This is a genomic window from Methylophilus sp. DMC16 (assembly GCF_056314045.1).
Genome location: NZ_JBQUZC010000001.1, coordinates 464464 through 486022, shown reverse-complemented (window position 1 = coordinate 486022; position 21559 = coordinate 464464). Strand labels below are relative to the sequence as shown.

Genomic DNA, 21559 nt, shown 5'->3' with positions numbered 1-21559 from the left:
ACATGACTAAGCAGCGGACAACCCAAAGCCAGGCAAAATCTCTATTTTTTACCTAGCAATTTCAGCACTTTATCCGTGATATCAATACGCTTGCTGGCATAAGCAACTCCACTGTAGGCGACTAGATCATAGCCTTCGTTCTCAGCCACAGTCTGCACCGCTTTATTGATACGTTCTTGCAACAAGGCCAGCTCTTCATTTTTGCGCAAATTAATATCTTCACGCAATTCACGCTGCTTGCTCTGAAATTCAAGGCGTGAATTGTTCAATTGACGCTCTTTCAGGCGGCGATCTGACTCAGTCAAATTTGAACGATCATGATCGAGCTGCGTTTCCAACTCACGAATCTGTTTTTGCAGCTTATCAAGCTCGAGTGAGCGCGGACTAAACTCTTTTTCAAGCTTTTTACCCGTCTCGGCGGTTTGCGGTGCCTCTTGCAGAAGCTTGTCCACCTGTACATACCCGACTTTGTAATAATCGGCGGCTTGTGCATGAGCACAACACAATACAATCGCTAGCACGCTAAACCAGATGCTTCTCATGAGAGTCCTCCTTTCCGCGCCAGCATGATGAGTGATTTGACACAGCATGCGTTAGAACTGCTGTCCAAACTGGAATTGCAGCACTTGTGTGTTGTCATAACTTTTACTATTCAAAGGCTTGGCCAGTACCAATTTCAACGGTCCAAATGGCGACACCCAGGTCACGCCTGCACCGGTTGAGAACCGCAAATATTCCGAGTTAATCGGATCATCTTGCCCGTAAACTCCCCCCGCATCCAAGAACACGCTCAGTCGGAACTGACTAGACTGGGTGACAAACGGCACTGGCATAAACAATTCCGCATTGCCTAAAACCTCTTTGGTGCCGCCCAGCGCATACGTTGAACCTGACGTTGGGTTTATACCTCTAGGGCCTAATGAAGAGTTCACAAAACCGCGGACACTGTTTACACCACCCAGATAAAAGTTTTTAAAGAAAGGATAGTTTTTACCACCATAACTGTTCGCATAGCCAACTTGCCCGTTTAGCATGAAGGTAAAGTTATCATTTAACTCTTTATACCAGGCATGCTGGTAAGTGGTTTTGTAATACTGCAGATTGAGCCCCGGCACACTGACCTCGCCAGAGAGTCTTTGTAACACACCGCGATGTGGGAAAAGAATGCTGTCCCTGGAGTCAAAGGTCCAGCTGGCATTGGCCACTAAGGAGTTGCTGTCACAGCCACTGGTATTACCGCAGAAGTTAATGTATTGGATCGGACTGCTGCTACTCAAGCTGACATTGGTAAAGTCTAGCGTCAGCCCGGCATTGACAAAGTCCCTTTCTGACAGCGGCATACCAAAGTTAACACCCACGCCATAAGAACGGCTGCTATAGGTACCCACATTTAACAAACTACTATTGGTATTACCAGTGTTGACATCACGCCGGTAAATATCAAAACCACGACTGATCCCGTCTGGGGTGAAGTATGGGTTGGTATAGGATAACGAGTAGGTTTTATTGTAGTTACTGGTATTAACCACCAACGCGACACGGTTACCGGTGCCGAGGAAGTTCGGCTGGTTGACGTTGAAGCCCAGAATCACGCCACTGCTACTGGACAAACCAGCACCGAACTGGACACTACCGGTGGCCTTTTCTGCAACCGTCACGTTCATATCGACCTGATCATTGATGCCAGGGACAGAAGGCGTCTCCAGCTCGACCGTGTCAAAGAAGTTCAAGCGCTGGATACGCTCTTTTGAACGCTTGATTTTATCGCCTGCATACCAGGCAGACTCTAGTTGACGCATCTCGCGTCTGACCACCGCGTCACGCGTACGTGTGTTGCCTTGTACGTTAATCCGTCTGACATAAACTTTACGGCCGGGATCAACAAAGAAGGTAAATGCAACAGTATGCTCTTGCTTGTTGATCTCGGGCACAGCATTGACATTAGCAAAGGCATAGCCTTCTTCGCCCAGCTTGTCATTGATGTTTTTGCTGGCGTCGGTGACTTTTTGGCGATTGAATACTTCGCCATCCTGAATATTAATCAGTTTGCGCAGATCGTCTTCTGGCAGCAATGTCTCGCCAGCCAGCTTGGTTTTGCTGATATTGTATTTATCACCCTCGGTGATATTGATGGTGATATACACGTCCCTCTTGTCTGGCGAAATGGAAACTTGGGTGGAATCAATCGCAAACTCCAGATAGCCCTGATTCATGTAAAACGAACGTAAGGCTTCCAGGTCCGCCGTCAGCTTTTGCTTGGAATACTGGTCATCCTTGTTCCACCAGCTCATCCAGTTTGGGGTCGTCAGTTGAAAGTTTGCACGCAAATCCTGCGTGGTAAACAAATGATTACCCACGATATTGATATCGCGGATTTTGGCTGCAGGGCCTTCGGTAATCTCAAAGCGGATAGCGACGCGGTTACGCTCCAGCGGACTTGCCGTGGCTTTAACCTCTGCGCTGTACTTGCCTTGTGACAGATACTGGCGCTTGATTTCCTGTTCGGCGCGATCTAACTGGGCTTTATCAAAAATCTGCCCTTCGGCAATGCCGATCTGCTTCAGGCCCTCTTTGATTTTGTCCGTTTGAAACGATTTGTTTCCGCTAAAATCAATTTGTGAGATAGAGGGGCGTTCCTGAACGGTGACAACCAGAACATCGCCTTCATTTTCAATACGCACATCCTTGAAAAATCCGGTGGCATAGAGGGATTTAATCGCTTGCGCAGCTTTTTCATCACTCATGACATCGCCCACCTGCATGGGCAGGTAGTTAAATACAGTCCCCGCCTCAGTGCGTTGCAAACCTTCAACGCGGATATCTGAAATGACAAACGGTTCTGTGGCGTAAGCGCTGAAATGCATCACCCCAGCTAACAAACCCAACCACAATTTGGAACTTGATTTTATTCTCATTAACTATGCTTTCAACCAATCAGGTAGCGATTAATGTCGTTAAAAAAAGCAATTAACATTAACGCGCCCAATATACCCAAACCCAGTCGCTGACCAATCGCCAGCACACGTTCAGGTAACGGTTCTCCTCGTATCAACTCCGCCATATGATACAACAAATGACCGCCATCCAATACTGGAATCGGTAGCAGATTCATGACCGCAATACTGATACTGAGCAAAGCAATAAAGCCGATGTAGGGTTTAATGCCCATATCGGCCGACTCACCAGCCGCATCGGCAATACTGACCGGGCCACTGATCGCCTTGAGTGATGCCTGACCCGTGACCATTTTTCCCAGCATTTTGAGGGTGAAGGCAATGGTCTCCTGCATTTTTTCCAACGCCCGGCCCGCCGCCTGCATCAAACTAAAGTGCCTGACTACTTGATAAGGCGTCAAATCCACTGCTGCCATATCCACAGCCGCTCCCAGACGGCCAATTTTCTGACCGCCTTGCAGGGTCAATTCTGGCAACAGTTTGACTTCATAGGACCTTTCAGCCCGCTGGTATTCCAACTTGAGCGCTTGCTCGGGACTCGCACGGACCAGTTTGACGAATTGCTGCCAGTCTGCAATCGGCTTTTGATTCACCTTGAGGATACGATCCCTAGGCTGCAAGCCACTTTTCTCAGCCACCGAGCCAGGCAAGACTTCGCCAATCACTGCTGGCACCGTCGGCATCAAGACGGCCAATCCCACTTTCTGCATCACCTCGCCATCTGGCTCGCCTGCTAACCGTTGCAACGGCAACTGATGCTGATGCAGCTCGCCTTGCGGGGTTTTGGTCACGACACGCAGGCTACGGTGTGCCATCCATTGATCCAGCATTTGCCACTGCACCTCTTGCCAGGTCGCCACCGCTTGACCATCCAGCGATACAATCAGGTCGCCTTGGCGCAGTTTGGCGGCCGCTGCCAATGAGCCAGGCTCCACCGGACCAATCAAGGGTTTCAGGCCAGTCTCGCCTTGCGCAATCAATCCCCAATAACACACGAATGCCAGGAGCAGATTGGCCAGCGGGCCGGCAAATACGATCCACATTTTGGCCGCAATGGACTGACGATCAAAAGCCTGTGACCAATCCACATCGGGACGAGAAGGCATTTCAGTCGCTTCACGGCTATCCAGCATTTTGACGTAGCCGCCGAGCGGGATCCAGGAAAGCACCCATTCTGTGGCCTGGGGATGGGCTTGAAACTTGAAAATCGGCCGACCGAAGCCGATGGAAAATTTCAGGACACGCACGCCACAACTGCGGGCGGCCAAATAGTGGCCAAACTCATGGATAGTCACCAGCACGCCTATGGCGACAATAAAAGCCCAGACTGAAGTCATACACTCGCCACCTTGCGCAAGGGGCTGACCGCCTGCGCAGCCAGCGCATGCTCGACAAACTGTCTGGCCTGCTGATCAACCGCCAGCAATTGCTCAATCGAGCTGACTGTTTCGACCGGCAGCGATTGCAAGGTACGTTCTATCAGGCATGGAATATCCAGATAATGGATTTTTTCCTGCAAAAAGGCAGCGACCGCCACTTCGTTGGCGGCATTCAGGATTGCTGGCGCCGTGCCGCCTGCAGCCAAGGCCTCATAAGCCAGACGCAAACAGGGGAAACGTTGCGTATCAGGCGCCTCGAACTCCAGCTTGGCGACGTCAATCAAACTCAAGGGTTTGACGCCAGAGGCAATACGCTCTGGATAGCCCAAGCCATAGGCAATCGGCGTGCGCATGTCTGGATTACCCAGTTGCGCCAGAATGCTGCCATCCACATAAGAGACCATAGAGTGAATCACACTTTGTGGATGCACAACGACTTCTATCTGATCTGGACGCGCATCAAACAACCAGCGCGCCTCGATCACTTCCAGCCCCTTGTTCATCAAGGTGGAGGAGTCTATCGTAATTTTTGCACCCATCACCCAGTTCGGGTGCTTGAGCGCCAAGGCAGGCGTCACTTCCTGCAATTGTGTCTGTGTATACCCGCGGAACGGGCCGCCTGACGCGGTGAGAATAATCTGATTCACACCGACATCTGCCAGCGCTTGATAGCTCTGACGCGGCATGGCCTGAAAGATCGCGTTATGCTCGCTGTCAATCGGCAACAAAGTGGCCTGACCTTGCTTGACAGCATCCATAAACAATTGGCCAGCCATCACCAGAGTTTCTTTATTTGCCAGCAGGATTTTCTTACCCGCACGGGCCGCGGCCAAGGCAGGCAACAATCCGGCAGCCCCAACCACGGCTGCCATCACGATGCTGACGTCTTCATGCGCAGCGACTTCACTCAAGCCATCTACGCCAGACAATACCTCCACCGGCAGTTGCTCGGCAGCCAGGCATTGTTTTAGTTGTCGCGCGGCTTCCGCATCCTGCATCACAGCAAATCTGGGCTGGTATTGGACACACTGTTGCAACATGAGGTCGACCCGACTGTGTGCTGCCAGCGCGAACACGCCATAGCGCTCAGGATGCTGGGCAATCACATCCAGCGTCTGCTGACCGATGGTGCCAGTGCTGCCTAGTATGGTGACGTATTGCAAATCAACCTCTTAAAATGAATGAGCTTGCGCGCAGAAGTGAAACCAGAACAGCAGGCACAGCCCGACCGGCAACGCTGGCACAACGCCATCGACCCGATCCAGCAAGCCGCCATGCCCAGGCAAAAACTGTCCACTATCCTTGAGGTTGGCCCGGCGCTTGAAAAATGACTCAAACAAATCGCCATAAATACCCACCACCGTCACCAGCCACAAGCCTGGGAAAATCCAGCCTGTAGCCACCCAGCCGCTGCCATACAAAATCCCCGCATAGCCTGTGACGGCGATTAACGCCCCAAGCACGCCCTCCCAGGTTTTGCCTGGACTAATCGCTGGCGCCAGTTTGTGACGGCCAAATTGTTTACCCGCAAAATAAGCCGCACTGTCAGCCAGCCAAATGGTGGAAATAATCACCAGCAGCACATAGGGATTCACCGCTTTTGCGACAACCAGCGCCATCCATAACGACAGCATCAGTCCGGCACCCACCCATGCATTCACAAAGGCACTGTTGAAAAAAGTATTGAAGTACAAGGCCACTGGCACAATCAATAGCCAGAATAGGCTGGCAAGTGCAAATACCTGTAACGATTGATAAAAAAACCAGTGAAAGCCCAAGTTAAGCAGGCCAAACAACAGGACCACGCCCGCCAGACTAGAAATTGCCAGATACACCGTGGTTTGCACACGATTAAACTGCAAAAAGCCAGACCATTCACGCAGGCAGACCAGCGACAATCCCAACATAATCAGGGCCCAAGCCAGCAATGGCAGCAAAAATAAGGCTGGCAAAAACAATCCCAGCAAGACAACCGCGGTCACAATTCTTGTTTTTAGCATATCCTTGCTTTTAGTCTCTCTAGGCGTCGCTACCATCAACCAGTTGCTCACTGGTGCGGCCAAAGCGGCGTTCACGTTGACGGTATGAAGAGAGTGCGGCTTCAAAGGCGTCATCATCAAAATCGGGCCACAAGGTGGGCGTAAAATACAATTCAGTGTAAGCCAACTGCCAGAGTAAAAAGTTACTGATACGGGTTTCACCGCCGGTGCGGATAAACAAATCCGGCTCTGGCGCATATGGCATGGAAAGGTAAGGCAGCAGATCACACTCCTCGATCTGCTTGAGGTCAGGTTGTGCCTGCATTAACTGGTTCATGGCATTGACCACATCCCAGCGCCCACCGTAATTGACAGCAATCGTCAACACCAATCCGGTATTGGCAGCCGTTTTCGCTTCAGCCTCGATCATTTTTTGCTGTAATGCCGCGTTAAAGGCACTACGATCACCAATCAGTTTCAGGATCACGTTGGCGTCATGCAGTTTCTTGACTTCGCGATCCAGAGCCTCCAGAAACAGGCTCATCAGAAAAGTCACTTCCTCCTGCGGGCGACGCCAGTTTTCACTGCTAAAGGCAAACAGGGTGAGGTAGTTGATTTGCAGCCGGACACAGGCCTTGACCATGGCGCGCACAGATTCCAGGCCACGTTGATGCCCGGCGACACGGGGCAAAAAACGTTTTTTGGCCCAGCGCCCATTGCCATCCATAATGACGGCGACGTGCTGGGGCACTTCCTGAACAGGCGGGACTTCTTTGGTAGAGCTGGAGAAAAAACCCAAAACAGTTTCCGTTCGCGCAATTGGCTGTTAAACAGCCATCAGGTCCGCTTCTTTTTGTTGCAGAATTTTATCGACTTCCGCCACGGCTTTGTCTGTCATTTTTTGCACTTCATCTTGTGCGCGGCGCTCATCATCTTCAGAAATGGCTTTGTCTTTAATCAGTTTTTTCAGCGCATCGTTTGCGTCACGGCGCACATTACGGATCGCCACTTTGGCGCCCTCGCCTTCCTGACGCACAATTTTGGCGAGGTCGCGGCGACGCTCTTCGGTCAACATAGGCATAGGTACGCGAATCAAATCACCATTGGTGGCAGGGTTCAGGCCTAAATCACAGTCTCTAATCGCTTTTTCAACTTTGGCAATCATGTTTTTTTCGTAAGGCTGCACATTCAAGGTACGTGCATCGCCCAAATTGACATTTGCAACCTGATTGACTGCCACCATAGAGCCGTAATACTCCACCATCACATGATCCAGCAAGCCGGTGTGTGCACGGCCAGTACGGATTTTTGCCAGATCCACTTTCAGGGACTCCAGCGATTTATGCATTTTCTGCTCGGCAGATTTTTTAATGTCTTCAACCATTTGATTCTCCAATCGACACGCGGGGCTTAAGCCATCACGCGTGTACCTTCATTTTCACCCAGAATGACACGCTTCAACGCGCCTTCTTTAAAGATACTGAACACCGCAATCGGCATTTTCTGATCTCGGCACAGCGTAAATGCAGTTGCATCCATCACTTTGAGGTTTTTATTGATCGCCTCGTCGTAGGTCACCATATCATAACGGGTCGCTGTCGGGTCTTTTTTCGGATCTGCCGTGTAAATGCCATCGACCTTGGTCGCCTTCAATACAATTTCGGCATCAATCTCGACGCCGCGCAAAGCAGCTGCCGTGTCCGTGGTAAAAAACGGATTCCCGGTACCCGCGCCAAAAATCACCACCTTACCTTCTTCCAGGTAACGAATGGCTTTACCGCGAATATAAGGCTCAGCGACCGCCTCAATATTCAATGCACTCTGCACACGTGCTGGCAAGCCTGCGTGCTTCATGGCATCCTGCAAGGCCATCGCGTTCATCACCGTGGCCAGCATACCCATGTAATCCGCAGTTGCCCGGTCCATACCCTCTGCGGCAGGGGCAACACCGCGAAAAATATTGCCACCGCCGATGACTATGCCTACCTGTACGCCCATACTGACGATTTCTTTGACTTGCGCAACAATAGCCGTCACTGTTTCGCGATTAATGCCATATGCGTCATCGCCCATCAGCGCTTCACCTGATAACTTGAGTAATATGCGCTTGAAAACAGGTTGTGCCATAATTATTTTCCCAAACTCAAAAATGTGCCTATTTAATCACAAAAACGTCATTTTTTGGATGTTGCAGGCGCAATTAGAAATAAAACTAGTGATTCGCGGTAAAACCACAAGGCTGATCATAAAAACCAAAATTCAGCCATAAAACAAAATTCAGCCATAAAAAAAGTGGAATCCTAAGATTCCACTTTTTGTGAGACGCTACTAGCCAGTCAATTAGACTTTTGCAGCAGCAGCCACTTCAGCCGCGTAATCGACTACGGCTTTTTCAATGCCTTCACCCACGATGTACATGCTGAAAGAAGCCACGCTTGCCCCTTTGGATTTCAGCAATTGCTCAATGCTCAGCTTGTCATCTTTCACAAAGGCCTGGCTCAGCAAAGTCACTTCTTTCAAGAACTTCTGCACCGTACCTTCTGCAATTTTTTCAAGCATGGCTTCTGGCTTGCCAGCTTCTTTGGCTTTTTCGATAGCCACACGACGCTCGGCTTCAATCAGCGCAGCATCCACACCACTGGCATCCAGCGATTTTGGTTTGGCTGCAGCAATATGCATTGCAATGTCTTTACCCAGCGCTTCGTCACCACCCACCAGATCAACCAGCACACCAATTTTGCTACCATGCACATAGCTGAACAATTGGCCTTTTGCTTGTGTACGCACAAAACGACGTGGGGTGATGTTTTCACCAATTTTACCAACCAGTTGCGCACGCACAGACTCCGCTGTTTCGCCACGCAATGGTAAAGCGCCTACCGCGTCAATGTCAGCAGGATTGTTTTCGTTCACAGTTTGCGCCAATTCGCTCACAAACTTGAGGAATTCTTCGTTCTTGGCGCAGAAGTCAGTTTCAGAGTTCACTTCGATCAGTGTACCCAGTTTGCCATCAGCGGTAATGCTGATGCCTACGGTGCCTTCTGCAGCCACACGGCCAGCCGCTTTGCTTGCCTTGTTACCAAAGCGTACACGCAGAATTTCTTCCGCACGGGCCATATCGCCTTCAGCTTCTGTCAAAGCCTTTTTACAGTCCATCATTGGGGCATCGGTGCGCTCACGTAAGTCTTTCACCATGCTTGCGGTAATTTCAGCCATTTATTTGCTCCTTTTATTCAACGACCTGAGCGGTCGCCATCAATATTCTTTTCACTATACAGGGGCTGTGTGACAGCCAGATTGCGCCAGACAGCAGCGCATTTACGTGCCCATTCTGTCAGCCTATGCAACAGAAGACACAATAGAAAAAGGGGCGATGCGCCCCTTTTCATGCTACCGGGAATTACTCAGCCACTGCCTCAGCAGGTGCAGCTTCTTCCTGTGCAGCCTTCACGATTTCAGAAATCGCGTTTGCACGACCTTCCAACACGGCATCAGCCATGCCACGTGCGTACAAGCGGATTGCGCGTGAAGAGTCATCGTTACCAGGGATGACATAAGTGATGCCATCTGGTGAGTTATTGGTATCCACGATACCAATCACTGGAATCCCCAGTTTACGTGCTTCAGTAATCGCGCCGCTTTCATGACCAACGTCGATCACAAAAATCGCATCTGGCAAGCCACCCATCTCTTTAATACCACCGATGGAACGCTCCAGCTTTTCGATTTCACGCTTGATGCCCAAAGCTTCTTTTTTACCGAACTTGTCGATGCTGCCATCAATCATCATGGCTTCAAAGTCTTGCAAACGCTTGATAGATTGCTTCACGGTTTTGAAGTTGGTCAGCATACCGCCCAACCAGCGATGGTTCACGTATGAACAACCAGCGCGCTGTGCTTCTTCTTTCACGATATCGCGGGCTTGACGCTTGGTGCCCACAAACAGAATACGGCCCTTGTTTGCTGCCAAAGTGCGCACATATTTCTGTGCTTCTTCAAACAGTGGCAGGGTTTTTTCCAGGTTAACAATATGAATTTTGTTACGATCGCCAAAAATGAACTCTGCCATTTTCGGGTTCCAGTAACGAGTTTGGTGACCAAAGTGAACACCGGCCTCCAACATTTGACGCATAGTCACGGACATGATTTTATCTTTCCATTCAAAGGGTTATTCATAAACTTGCAATCAAAAACACCGCATTTAACGGCACCCAATGTGATTGCAAGCAAGTGTTTGACAAAAAAGTCAATCCAAAATTATAGCGCTTAATCCGAATACTATCAAGCACTTAAGCATTTTCAGCTAAGCTGGCGTCCCCGTCAGGAGGGACAGATTTACAGACAGACTCCAATATAATCAATTACTTAACGAGGGGGTATTATAGCTTATGTGTAGCAGTTGCGTGTAGCAGCCTATAAAATATATTTAAAATTGTTGATTTAAATTCCCCGCCCCTTAGCTGAGCTAAAAAATTTCACAGCAAATTTGTTTGAGGTTATTAATAGATTTAGGCTCAGGCCGATTCCCCCGTGCCACCCTTCGAGCTGTAGCAGCAGCAATCCCTTTACGAATCCCTACGTTTAATTGTTTTCTTTCCGGCGGTTGTGGGGCTTCACTTTGCGCACAGCTAAAGCCAAACTTCAAGACTACTCAAGCAAAGCATCAATGGTTATCATCACTGCTCAACTCAACGGGGGCTTAGCGTGAACAACTGGTTATATTTGGCTGCTGCAATCATTGGCGAGGTTATTGCCACATCCACACTCAAGTCCAGCGAAGGGTTCACCAGAGTAGCTCCTTCAGTCGTTGTTGTCCTAGGCTATGGTGTCTCTTTCTACTTCATGTCTTTGGCATTAAAGACCATTCCTGTCGGTATCGTTTATGCAATATGGGCAGGTGTCGGCATTGTGCTGGTGGCAGCCATAGCGTGGCTAATGCACGGGCAAAAGCTCGACCTATGGGCACTCGTTGGGATTGGCTTGATTGTGGCTGGTGTCGCAGTTATTAACCTGTTGTCTAAGTCGACCGCGCATTGAGGCTTTAAAATTCACCACAAATTTGTGAGGGGATATTGATAGTTTAAGGAACGCGAAGTACCCCCCGTGGCGGTCTTGAGGTGGGCCTGAGAGCATCGCCCTTCCCTTTTCCCCAAACATGCGCCAGACTGCTAGTAATCCCTGTGATTGTCGTTACAAATAAGAAGACAAAACATGATAACTAAACCTACATTGTTCATCCTTGGGGCTGGTGCAAGCATCCCTTATGGTTTCCCTTCAGGATGGGAATTGAGGCAGAGCATATGTAATCTGGCTGATAATCCCAATGTGCCCTTGGTACGGGGCTTGGTTAAGCATTTAAACATTAATTTAGATGAGCTATATGCATTCACTCGTGACTTCAGAGACTCAAGAATCGCCTCAATTGATGCTTTTCTGAGTCGCAGAGATGATTGCTGGGATATTGGAAAGTTAATCATAGCTTCGCTTTTAGTACCGCTTGAGCGAGAGGAACAGTTTAACTTGTCTGTGGAGGATGATTGGTACTTCGCACTATGGAATGCACTGGTTTCCAATGTATCTAACATCACTGAGCTAAAAAATAACCAGATTAGAATTTTCACATTCAACTATGACAGGTCTCTCGAAAGTTATCTACATAATGCAATCCTCAATACTTTCAGAGTAAGCCCAGAGGAAGCTTGGGATGCCTTAAAAAGTTTCAATATCAGTCATGTGTACGGCTCTCTGGGTGAATACAGCAACTCCGATGACCTTTCTAATGGTATTAGAGCCTACTCGCCATTGTTCTCAAAGGACTCCATAGCAGTCGCTGCAAAACATATAAAAGTTATTCCTGAAGCGCGCTCCGATGATGCAATCTTTGCAAAAGCAAAAGATGCCTTTCGCTGGGCTTATAACGTTTGTTTCTTGGGCTTTGGATTCGACCCTTTAAACGTACAACGCCTTGGATTCAGAGAGATAATTTCCTCTGGATATTACAACTCCCTTCCCCGCAAAGTGGTGGCCTCAACTCTGAACAAAACTACTGCTGAAGTAGATATTATTCATGAGGCCACTTTAGGAGTTAAAGACTTTCATGACAAGGAAGGTCTTCTTTGCGTTGATTGGGATAATTACAATTCTACAAATCTTGCAACTCTGAGGCGTTTTGCGTGGCTAATGCAATAGTTTTTGTACCACTGTCAGAAAGTGGTCATATTCTAACAGTCTAAATCACACCCGTTATAAAGTACCCTGTTGCATTTAATAACACACCCATATAAACTGACAGCACTTTCTACCAGTTTACGGAGTTTCCTACATGTCTCGATTGTTTGTATATGGCCGTGTGTCTACAGCAGAGCAAGACCCAGAGAATCAGCTATTAGAGATTGAGCAAGCTGGGTACAAACCTGAGCCTCACAGGGCCATTCTTGAGAAGGTTTCAGGGGCAACCCCAGCAGACTCAAGGGAAGGCTTCAGCAAGCTTAAGGACAAGCTGGACAAGGGAGACACCCTGATAGTGACCAAACTTGACCGCCTTGGCCGTGACTCAATAGACGTACAGCAACAGGTGGAATGGTTCAAGGCAAACAATGTCCGCTTGATTGTCTTGCAGCTTGGCAACCTTGACCTTACCTCGGAGGCTGGAGCGTTCACGTTAAAGATACTCGCTGCCGTGGCTGACTTTGAACGGGGCCTAATCCGTGAGAGAACCCTTATAGGACAGGCTAAAGCATGGCAGGCAGGCAAGACGAAGGGCCGACCAGCAAAGACCACTAGCGAAGAGCGTAAGGTGATTCTTGAGCGCTTAGCTGAGGGTGTCTCTGTGAGTCAACTTTCAAGGGATTACAAGATTAGCAGAGCCTCAGTCATAAGCATTAGAGACAATCAGGAGGCACAGGCATGAAGTACGTTTTAATCGGTGTCTTGATGGTCGGCGGGGTGTTTATTGTCGCGATGCTTGCTGGCAAGTTCTGTAAGCGATAGCGCACTATCTGGCATTGGGTGTCCTGGTCTTGAACTCACTTGAGCAATACCAGCAACTTGGCAACGATAGGCGTGAAGCGTAAATAATTGCCCGCGCCATGAGTAGTCTGTGTAGCGGCTAACAAACCAAGTGCCAATAAGCCAGATACAATCACCCCTTCTCTTGAGTCAACGTTAACCCTAAGGGAGTTGGTTGGGTTGTCTCCCGTGACTTCTCCAAACAATATGCTGTAGTGGTTGAAGTTCTTAACCAAGAAGTCAGCCTCTTCAGCAGATATATCGCGCAGTACACGCGAAAGCACCACCGACTCTTGTGGCTGGAAGACGTCTTGAGTAAGACTGTTGCCTATTGCTCTTTTCAGATATTCAATCTTCTCAGAGTGAGTTGTGTGCAGCAGTGCAAGGACTATCTCATTAATGAGCTTGTACTGTGAGTCTGATAACTTTGCCAAAGCCTCAGCGTGCTTATTGAGTGTCGCATCAATCTCTACCAAAGCCGCTTCAATACGTGCTTTATGGCGGCTACTTGCTAACGTGTTGGACAACACAGGCAGTACGGCTGCAAGAGGAGTGCCTGAGAGTGTAGCAATAGCCGTCATCGTAGCTTCAGTTAACGTGTGTCCAGCTACTTTTTCTAAGGCAGTGGCAGGCTTCTGTGATGTCATTCTTGGTGTCTCAATACGTCATGTAATAAAACGCATCATACCGGAAGAAACGCTCAGAAACGCGCTACAAGCCACAATCTCAGGTCAACCAAAGAACTCCATTGCCGGAAGCTTAAAGTGTCTCTAAGCGCACCTAAGCCCTCACCTCAGGTAACTCCTCCCAGCTAGCAAAGTTGGGACTCTTCATGCCCCGCTTCATGGCCCATGCCTTATGAACACCCTCAGAGGCCAGCTTAATTGTCCCTCTTGAATACTTGCTGTTAATTGCGTCCATGACGGCCATCAAAGCGTCACCCTTAGCGTCACCTTCAACAAACCCGAACATATCCGCCTGCTTGCCTCCAGCTGGGACTAGCTCAGTAAGCATCACGCCGCACTTCTGATAGTAGATGCCGGACTTAAAGAGTTTCTTGAGAATCCATAGCGCGACCCTGTTTATCTGCATGGTGTTATCTGTCGGTGCAGGGAATGCAACCACATGGCTAGCGCCGTAGTACTCAGCTTCATCAAAGGGGCTATTCTGAATAAAGACCATCACGGCATTGGCATACAAGCCCTTGTCCCTCATACGCGCTGAGGCAGTGCTGGCGTGAAAGCTGATGGCTTGCTCTAGATTAGCCAGGTCACTAACTCTAGCCCCGAATGAACGCGAACTCATGACCTGCTTAGCGTCTTCTTCCACTACGTTTAACTCATGCCATGCCTCACCGTTTAGCTCTCTGACTGTACGCTCTACAACCACCCCAAATTCGTCACGGATGCGCTTAGGACAGGCGTTCTTCAGCTTGAGTACATTGTGTATGCCTCGCTTGTTTAAACGTTTCTCAAGGCGATTGCCGACGCCCCACACCTTGGACACCTCAAGGGACTCCATGATGCTGTCTAGCTCAGCGGCTGGCATATTAACGAGGTCACAGACGCCATTGTATTGAGGGCGCTTCTTAGCGAGGTGATTAGCCAGCTTGGCGAGTGTCTTAGAGCTACCGAAGCCGACACATACAGGCAACCCCACCCACTGCATAACGGTGTCTTTGATTGTCCGGCCATGTTTGAGCAGGTCGCCTCTGTACCCTGTCAGGTCAAGGAACGATTCATCAATGGAATAGACCTCCTGCCGTGGAGCAAACTGCTTAAGGGTCTCCATGAAGCGGTTGCTTATGTCGGCATAGAGTTCATAATTAGACGAGAACGCTACAACACCGTGGCGCTCAGCCTCCTCCTTCACTTCAAACCAAGGGCGACACATATACAGCTCAAGGAGGTCTTTAGCCTCTTTGCTTTGGGCTATCACACAGCCGTCATTGTTGGATAGCACTACGACTGGCTTGCCCTTTAAGTCCGGTCTATAGATTCTCTCGCAGGAGGCATAGAATGTGTTGCCATCAATCAGGGCAAATATGCGGTCATGTTGGCTTATGGATGACATAGGTAACCACCCCAAACACTTCTAGCTCTTGCCCCTCAGAGAACACCACAGGCTTGTGTGAGGGGTCGTCTGAGTCGGACAATAGCTTGACCACACCGCCACGCTTATAGAGCCTCTTGACCATCCACTCACCATCCAAAGCGGCCACAATGATACTTGATGACTTCGGCGCCTGAGACCTGTCTACAATCACCATATCGCCGTCATGTATTCCAGCCTTCACCATGGAGTTACCTTTAACTTTAAAGTAAAAGGTTGCCGGAGGATTAGTCACTAAATGCTGATTGAGGTCTAAGGTCTTTTGCTCATAGCCTTGGGCTGGAGAAGCGAAGCCAGAGTGACCACAAGACACGCTCTCGCTGTAGATTGGGCGAGGCATGAGGGATGGCAAAGGGTGCGCTTTAAGGAAGGCTTGAGCGGGGCTAGAGGTGTCTATCTGCATACCATTTGATTATCGTTACAATAATCAGGATGATACAGCTATGTGTCAGGAGCTGCTAGAAAATTTAGACGTCTTTTGTTGGTTTTACAATGCTTGCGTCGATGTCCTCAGCACGGTCAAAAACATCAGCTCCAAACCTATTATAGTCATGTAGAAAAGCCTGAAACTGTTTAGAATTTACGGTCTTTTCTGGATTTGCTCTGATATGTTTGTCGAAGCTATCTAAGTGTTTTTGTGGAATAGTCCGATGCAATTCGGTCATTTGATTAGCTTTGTCGTAAAGGTATCCCTGAAACCCCGCAGGCAATATGTACTGTCTTGGTGTAATCTGCCCAGATTTAAGCGCAACTCTGCTTGAGCGCATATCTTTGATATTTTCGACATTAAGCACACCCAGAAGAATGAATGAAGGCAGCTTTGTGTAAATGAATTTCGACGTACTGTTGCCTATGATATCTAGAGCGATTGCTCTTAATAAATAACGGTTCATGCTCGGAGGCATATCAGTCATAGTAGTTGACTCAATAGCTTCCAACGGTATCAGGTGTTGTTCATATTGAAGCAAATTATCAGCCTCTCCCAAGAGATATGCTCTTAAATGCCTTTCAGCAGAGTCTTTAAGGGCTACTTCTGCCTCATCTCGATGATTTGGATTCAGGCTCTGAATATAATTAAGACATCTCCAGCTCATTGAGGCACAGAATTTGGACAGCCAACTATCATAGTTAAGCTTTGGGGTATTCTTCTCAACATGAGGGTAGAAGATATTGTTGGCGAACTCCCTTTCCCATCCAGAAAATAACTGCTCGCAATCGCCGCAAAGCCAGTATTCCTTTGCAGTATCTTGAGCGCGTTTATCCATTTGAGTATTCATCCGCAGATAACCAGTGATGGATGTACTCTTCAGCCATTTGCCAATGAATCTAGGAATGATGTGACTCTCTTTTAATATAGTCTCTTGCTTACATAGCTTGCATGTACCCTTCATCGCTCATCCACTCCAAAGACAAACAGTCTAAACAATTATGCCCGAAAAGCGACCCTCAGAATCGACCTACAGCGCGTTATTTTGGGTCGGCCTAGGCTTCGGTATTGGCTGGATTTTGAGGCGTTCCTAGGGCTGTTTTTTTAATGTATAACTTCAAGTATTAACAATAAGTAATTGTTATAAAGTATTTCTTTGCCTAAATAGTTGCCAATGCGGGACAGTTGCCTAACCGGCGCTGTCCCTTTTTTATTCCCCGCACTAGTGGCAAACCCACAAAAAATTTCTCAAGGAGACTTTATGAACGACGACAAGTTTGCGTGCTTATCCGCACAGACCAATCAAGTCGCGGCTTTCTCAGTGCTAGATGCGCTGGCTCCCTTGAGTTTTTTCTTATCCAACCCATGGAGCACACCCTATGCAAACCTTACCGCAATCCAATGACACCCCTTTAAAACTAGGACAAGCCTTCTCCGTCCAAGAGCAAGAGAATAACTCTGCTCAAATAGAACAGGAGAGGGCGAGTCAGGAAGCGATAGCTGAAGAACAACGTAAAGCAACCCGAGAAGCAACGCCTTTCTCTCAAGTGGTTCAGGACGCTTTCTCAATCAATAACTTCACCTACCAGTTAGCCAATGAAGACGGCTCACGCTGGGCAGGTAACGATGACCCTAACTTCCTCAAGTCCACCATGGACATTAAGAAAGACCTAGAGGACTCCCAGCTCCCTTTAACTTACATCAAGCGACTGACTGAAGCTGGCTCCCAGCAACGCTATGACGCAATCATGAGTAAGATTAAGGAGGAGTCTGAGGCTCGCACAAGGCTGGACGCTCAGCATGGCCTGACACGCTTTGGCCTAGAGACTGGCGCATTACTGGCTGACCCTGTAGCAATTGGGGTCGGTCTGGTAGCGCCGGAGATAGCCATCCCAGCGAAGACTGTAGGAGCAGCTAAGATTGCTCAAGGGGCCGCTAGAGGACTTGCTTCATGGGGCGCTGCAAGTGCTGCTGTAGCTGTTCCTCAATATGGCCTAATGGAGACCAAGACTGGCTCAGAGGTGGCCTTAGAGGTCGCTGGAGGAGGTCTATTGGGTTCCCTTGGAGGGGCCGCTAAGGGTGCCTATGGTGCATGGATGGACAGGAAGATAGGCGAGGCTCAGGCTGGTCTATTCAATCAGGTTAAACGCCAGATGGTGTCAGCGCCGCGTGAGGTATCTACCCTGCTGGATAAATACGCTACTGAGTATGCCGTACCTCCTGACCTTGTGTACGCTATAGCCTCGCAAGAGTCCCGCTTTAACCAAGCCGCAGTCTCTCCTAGAGGGGCTGTAGGTGTCATGCAGTTGATGCCTAAGACAGCCAAGGGGCTAGGCGTGGATGCCAATGACCTTGAGCAGAATATCAAGGGTGGTGTCCAGTTGTTAGGCTCACTGCTGAAGAAGTACGACAACGACTACGACAAGGCTCTAGCTGCTTACAATCATGGTGAAGGTAATCTAGCCAAGCTCATGAAGAAACACCCCGAGGACTGGCGAGAGTATCTCCCTGACGAGACTAAGGGTTACTTGCGCGGTGTCAATGTCCGTGCTCAAGCGGCGCGTAAAGAAGTTGATTCAGTCAAGGAGTTCTGGTCTCAGCAGGAGCAACACTTCGGCGGTTCTAATGCTGGTGCAGCTCAGGCGAAGGACACCTACATTCTCACAGGGCAGGACGCTTCAGCAGTTGAAGACGCTCCTTACGCTCTCTTTGGTGGCGCTCGATTCGACGCTGTAGGTAAGCTGAAGTCTGACGAGAACCCTTACTTCCGGCAACTCGGTATCATGGGGGAAGACAACGTAGGTCTTAACCGTGACGGCTCAGCAGCTCAGTTCTCCGCTGAGGAATACACAAACCAACTCATGCACACATCACAGGCTGGCTGGTTGCGTGGCTATGGTGAGGCCTTTGACGAGTTCTCAGCCAACACTCCGGCGCTCAGCAAGCAGGCTAAGCTAGACCAGTTCAATGATGCTGTTATGGAATCAGTCCTGACTGGTGTCTCCCATGAAAGCAAGGCAGTGAATGCAGCAGCGGCACAGACTAGAGCGTTCTTCAAGCGATACGCTGACGAGGGCTTTAGCTCCGGCTCTAAGTATTTTGAAGGATTCTCCTCTAATGCCAACTACTTGCCCCGCATTATCAACCCCGAGAAGTGGGACTCAATGATTGCCAAGTACGGTGACTCAGAGGTGGTTGCGGTTATCCGTGATGCCTTCCTGAGAAACCTTGACGATGCAGCTACAGCAGAGGCTCAGGAGCTTGCTACAAAGCTGGCTAAGGGGTATGTAGCCAATGTGAACAATCGTGGCGTATTCGGCTCTACAGGGGCCTTGCATGGCATAGATTTAAATGATGCAGATGCACTCCGTCCCCTGCTGGAAGCTCAAGGACTCGGTAAAGGAGAGATTCAGGAAGTCCTTGATGGGTTGCTTAAGCGTAGCAATGAGAACTCAGGCCCTGCACGGACTAAGCGCCGTGTTGACTTGGACATGATGACCTCACGCACTACGCCTGACGGGGAGCTGAGAATCCGTGACTTGTTTGAGACAGACCTCACTCGCTTGATTAGGGGATACTCCGAGCAGGTATCGGGCCATATCGGACTGGCGAAGGTAGGCATTAAGTCTCAAGCTGACTTCGAGAAACTCCTAGAGGGCGCTCAGGTATGGCAGCGAGAGAACAAACTAAATGCTGACCAAGGGGCATTCGATAGGCAGATTAAACGCGCACAGTTCCTCTACAACGCGATAACTCGCAGGCAGATGGACTCGACCCTTGACCGTGGTACTAAAGCGGCGCTAAGGCACATCCGAAGCTTCAACGTCATGCGCTTGATGAACAATACCGGCTTTGCTCAGTTGGCAGAGTTCGGGAACATCTTAGGCCGTGGCGGGGTTGACTCAATGATGGAGCTTATGCCGTCCTTTAAGCAGATTGTCCGTGACCGTGGTAAGTTTGGTCGCAAGCTGGATAAAGGGTTGTATGAGGAGCTGGAAGCGCTCTCAGGGGTCGGCACTACTGACCTCTTGGGTAGACATTACCTCGGCTGGGATTCCATGGAGGGACAGTTCTCTTCAATGGATAAAACCTTGCACAACGGCAAAAGGATTACCTCCCACTTGTCCGGCATGGCGTACCTAGCTCCGTCTATGCAACGTATGGCGGCAGGCGTCATGGCACACCGATTCGCAAAGTTGGCCATTAAACCGAAACTGACAGCAGCGCACATGCGAGAGCTTAGACAGCTAGGCCTTGATGACGACATGATGAACCGCGTATTGGGCATGGTGAAGACTCATGCAACCCTTAAAGGAAAGCGTGTGCAATCCTTTAACATGGAGAAATGGGGCGCTCAAGAACGCGCTAACTTCGGCTTAGCATTGCAAAGGGCTTCCCGTAGGATGATTCAAGAGAACTCCTATGGCGGCTCCTTCCCGTTGATGCACACGGAGACTGGCAAGATACTCATGCAGTTCAAGAGCTTTGTCATCAATGCGTGGACTAAGCAGACCTTAGCGGGTGTGGCTTTGCATGACATGAGGACATTCATGGCGTGGGCTGTGAGTTCCTTTGTGGGCGGGGTGGCTTATGTCGCTCAGACCAATGTGACTCACTATGGTGATGATGACAAGCTAGACGAGCTTCTCACAACTGAAAAGATTGGGGCTGCAAGCTTTGCTAGAGCTGGCTGGGCCTCGCTGATTCCTTCAGCAGTGGACTCTACTGTTCCTTTGCTGACGAATGGCTATGCTAAGCCCTTATTCTCCAATGCGAGGGCTTCAGGCCAACAAACTAACGTCATCACAGGCTCACCTACCTACGACCTGTTAAACACGCTCACACAGACCGTACCTGCATTATGGATGTCTACCCTTGTAGATGACTTCCAGCTCACCGAAAGGGACGCTAAGCGGGTCATTGGGCTAATGCCCTTCATTCAAGTAATGGGCGTAAGGCGTCAGCTTGAGTCCGTCATTGAGGATGCAGGGCTGTCTAAGAAGCGCTTTAGCAGGTATGACCAGCTTGACCCAATGGAGGAGCTTAGCGACATCTTGAGCGGTAATTAAAGAAAGACCCTAGCCCCCTTTGCGGGGGTTGGGTTTTGCTCTTTGTTACAACAAGCCGCCAAGAAAATCCTTTATTGGCCTAGCATACTTAATAACAAAGTCTATGACTCTGACTAAGTTGCTGGTGATACTCAGTGCCTTTATAGCTTTATCCTTTAACAGATTTGTCTGCATACGTTGTCTCCTTATACAATCCCTGAAGCAATCTCCAGATACTCAACAAGTTAACCATCACGACTTCATTTCCATGCGATTACTTGAGTATCTAATGTTCAGTTGCTGAATAAGGTAGCAAACCCCACCTGTTATACGCGCACCCTGTTACACGCAAGGATGCTCTCGCCGGAGCTGTGCTAGGTTCAGCGAGCTTCATACGCATATTGGGTAGAGTCGATGGCTAGAGATATGGATAAAGCTTACTCTGAGGACTACGAAGAGAAGCTCTTAGCCGAGCTAGAGAAGTTCCAAGAGCATGTCTTTGGTATCGCGGGAGAAGGCTATGAGGGCAACTCACTTACGTGGATAGACTCATAATTAATTCCCCGCACTAGTGGTAGGGTAACACTCAAAGTCTATCTCTAAGTGTATACTCTAAGTGTTCCTCTGCGATTATGCAGACAACCCCTCCCCT

Annotated in this window: 18 protein-coding genes; 4 read left to right on the top strand and 14 right to left on the bottom strand. The window is 49.2% G+C overall.

Annotated features, from left to right (window positions below; genetic code table 11):
• Nucleotides 1–41: 41 nt before the first annotated feature.
• The 10 genes from ACT53D_RS02410 to rpsB form a co-directional block, all read right to left on the bottom strand.
• Complete coding sequence (locus tag ACT53D_RS02410; protein ID WP_275355704.1) at nt 42–542, bottom strand: OmpH/Skp family outer membrane protein; 501 nt, start codon at nt 540–542, stop codon at nt 42–44.
• A gap of 51 nt (nt 543–593) precedes the next feature.
• Entirely contained in the window at nt 594–2915 is a 2322-nt protein-coding gene (bamA, locus tag ACT53D_RS02405; RefSeq protein WP_476154317.1) for an outer membrane protein assembly factor BamA, read from the bottom strand.
• 11 nt (nt 2916–2926) lie between these two features.
• Nucleotides 2927–4291 (bottom strand): RIP metalloprotease RseP, encoded by a 1365-nt coding sequence (gene rseP / locus ACT53D_RS02400; RefSeq protein WP_476154315.1) that lies wholly within the window; start codon nt 4289–4291, stop codon nt 2927–2929.
• Complete coding sequence (ispC, locus tag ACT53D_RS02395) at nt 4288–5496, bottom strand: 1-deoxy-D-xylulose-5-phosphate reductoisomerase (protein ID WP_476154313.1); 1209 nt, start codon at nt 5494–5496, stop codon at nt 4288–4290. The genes rseP and ispC overlap by 4 nt, the downstream gene beginning before the upstream one ends.
• A gap of 9 nt (nt 5497–5505) precedes the next feature.
• Entirely contained in the window at nt 5506–6333 is an 828-nt protein-coding gene (locus ACT53D_RS02390) for a phosphatidate cytidylyltransferase (RefSeq protein WP_275355710.1), read from the bottom strand.
• A 19-nt stretch (nt 6334–6352) separates the two neighbouring features.
• Nucleotides 6353–7111, bottom strand: a complete 759-nt coding sequence (gene uppS, locus ACT53D_RS02385; RefSeq protein WP_476154311.1) for a polyprenyl diphosphate synthase — start codon at nt 7109–7111, stop codon at nt 6353–6355.
• A 27-nt stretch (nt 7112–7138) separates the two neighbouring features.
• Nucleotides 7139–7708 carry a ribosome recycling factor gene (gene frr, locus ACT53D_RS02380; RefSeq protein ID WP_445241971.1) on the bottom strand — a complete coding sequence of 190 codons (570 nt, stop codon included), beginning with the start codon at nt 7706–7708 and terminating at the stop codon, nt 7139–7141.
• Nucleotides 7709–7722: 14 nt separating this feature from the next.
• Nucleotides 7723–8439, bottom strand: coding sequence for a UMP kinase (gene pyrH / locus ACT53D_RS02375; protein ID WP_194748107.1), 717 nt, complete (start codon nt 8437–8439; stop codon nt 7723–7725).
• Between the two features lie 213 nt (nt 8440–8652).
• Complete coding sequence (tsf, locus tag ACT53D_RS02370; RefSeq protein WP_476154309.1) at nt 8653–9528, bottom strand: translation elongation factor Ts; 876 nt, start codon at nt 9526–9528, stop codon at nt 8653–8655.
• Between the two features lie 184 nt (nt 9529–9712).
• Entirely contained in the window at nt 9713–10456 is a 744-nt protein-coding gene (gene rpsB, locus ACT53D_RS02365) for a 30S ribosomal protein S2 (RefSeq protein WP_194748110.1), read from the bottom strand.
• 560 nt (nt 10457–11016) lie between these two features.
• Here rpsB and ACT53D_RS02360 point away from each other — a divergent pair.
• The 3 genes from ACT53D_RS02360 to ACT53D_RS02350 all read left to right on the top strand — a co-directional run bounded on the left by ACT53D_RS02360 (nt 11017) and on the right by ACT53D_RS02350 (nt 13222).
• Nucleotides 11017–11349, top strand: a complete 333-nt coding sequence (locus tag ACT53D_RS02360) for a DMT family transporter (RefSeq protein WP_476154307.1) — start codon at nt 11017–11019, stop codon at nt 11347–11349.
• Nucleotides 11350–11523: 174 nt separating this feature from the next.
• Nucleotides 11524–12501, top strand: coding sequence for a hypothetical protein (locus ACT53D_RS02355; RefSeq protein ID WP_476154305.1), 978 nt, complete (start codon nt 11524–11526; stop codon nt 12499–12501).
• Nucleotides 12502–12634: 133 nt separating this feature from the next.
• Nucleotides 12635–13222: a recombinase family protein gene (locus tag ACT53D_RS02350; protein ID WP_476154303.1), complete on the top strand. Its 588-nt coding sequence runs from the start codon at nt 12635–12637 to the stop codon at nt 13220–13222.
• A 115-nt stretch (nt 13223–13337) separates the two neighbouring features.
• On the opposite strand, the gene ACT53D_RS02345 is transcribed toward ACT53D_RS02350, so the two are convergent.
• The 4 genes from ACT53D_RS02345 to ACT53D_RS02330 form a co-directional block, all read right to left on the bottom strand.
• Nucleotides 13338–13967 carry a hypothetical protein gene (locus ACT53D_RS02345; RefSeq protein WP_476154301.1) on the bottom strand — a complete coding sequence of 210 codons (630 nt, stop codon included), beginning with the start codon at nt 13965–13967 and terminating at the stop codon, nt 13338–13340.
• A gap of 133 nt (nt 13968–14100) precedes the next feature.
• On the bottom strand, nt 14101–15393 hold the full coding sequence (locus ACT53D_RS02340; RefSeq protein WP_476154299.1) for a Y-family DNA polymerase: 1293 nt from the start codon (nt 15391–15393) through the stop codon (nt 14101–14103).
• Nucleotides 15371–15772: a LexA family protein gene (locus tag ACT53D_RS02335; RefSeq protein ID WP_476154297.1), complete on the bottom strand. Its 402-nt coding sequence runs from the start codon at nt 15770–15772 to the stop codon at nt 15371–15373. The genes ACT53D_RS02340 and ACT53D_RS02335 overlap by 23 nt, the downstream gene beginning before the upstream one ends.
• A gap of 127 nt (nt 15773–15899) precedes the next feature.
• Nucleotides 15900–16697, bottom strand: coding sequence for a hypothetical protein (locus ACT53D_RS02330; RefSeq protein ID WP_476154295.1), 798 nt, complete (start codon nt 16695–16697; stop codon nt 15900–15902).
• Nucleotides 16698–17238: 541 nt separating this feature from the next.
• On the opposite strand from ACT53D_RS02330, the gene ACT53D_RS02325 reads away from it, so the two are divergent.
• On the top strand, nt 17239–20928 hold the full coding sequence (locus tag ACT53D_RS02325; RefSeq protein ID WP_476154294.1) for a transglycosylase SLT domain-containing protein: 3690 nt from the start codon (nt 17239–17241) through the stop codon (nt 20926–20928).
• Nucleotides 20929–21559: the final 631 nt, after the last annotated feature.

What these genes read in the sequence shown, in the direction of transcription:
- ACT53D_RS02410 (WP_275355704.1), bottom strand. Translation starts at nt 542, where the DNA reads ATGAGAAGCATCTGGTTTAGCGTGCTAGCGATTGTATTGTGTTGTGCT.
- ACT53D_RS02330 (WP_476154295.1), bottom strand. Translation starts at nt 16,697, where the DNA reads ATGGATAAACGCGCTCAAGATACTGCAAAGGAATACTGGCTTTGCGGC.
- ACT53D_RS02345 (WP_476154301.1), bottom strand. Translation starts at nt 13,967, where the DNA reads ATGACATCACAGAAGCCTGCCACTGCCTTAGAAAAAGTAGCTGGACAC.
- bamA (WP_476154317.1), bottom strand. Translation starts at nt 2,915, where the DNA reads ATGAGAATAAAATCAAGTTCCAAATTGTGGTTGGGTTTGTTAGCTGGG.
- tsf (WP_476154309.1), bottom strand. Translation starts at nt 9,528, where the DNA reads ATGGCTGAAATTACCGCAAGCATGGTGAAAGACTTACGTGAGCGCACC.
- pyrH (WP_194748107.1), bottom strand. Translation starts at nt 8,439, where the DNA reads ATGGCACAACCTGTTTTCAAGCGCATATTACTCAAGTTATCAGGTGAA.
- ACT53D_RS02355 (WP_476154305.1), top strand. Translation starts at nt 11,524, where the DNA reads ATGATAACTAAACCTACATTGTTCATCCTTGGGGCTGGTGCAAGCATC.
- rseP (WP_476154315.1), bottom strand. Translation starts at nt 4,291, where the DNA reads ATGACTTCAGTCTGGGCTTTTATTGTCGCCATAGGCGTGCTGGTGACT.
- ACT53D_RS02325 (WP_476154294.1), top strand. Translation starts at nt 17,239, where the DNA reads ATGCAAACCTTACCGCAATCCAATGACACCCCTTTAAAACTAGGACAA.
- ACT53D_RS02340 (WP_476154299.1), bottom strand. Translation starts at nt 15,393, where the DNA reads ATGTCATCCATAAGCCAACATGACCGCATATTTGCCCTGATTGATGGC.
- ACT53D_RS02390 (WP_275355710.1), bottom strand. Translation starts at nt 6,333, where the DNA reads ATGCTAAAAACAAGAATTGTGACCGCGGTTGTCTTGCTGGGATTGTTT.
- rpsB (WP_194748110.1), bottom strand. Translation starts at nt 10,456, where the DNA reads ATGTCCGTGACTATGCGTCAAATGTTGGAGGCCGGTGTTCACTTTGGT.
- ACT53D_RS02335 (WP_476154297.1), bottom strand. Translation starts at nt 15,772, where the DNA reads ATGCCTCGCCCAATCTACAGCGAGAGCGTGTCTTGTGGTCACTCTGGC.
- ACT53D_RS02350 (WP_476154303.1), top strand. Translation starts at nt 12,635, where the DNA reads ATGTCTCGATTGTTTGTATATGGCCGTGTGTCTACAGCAGAGCAAGAC.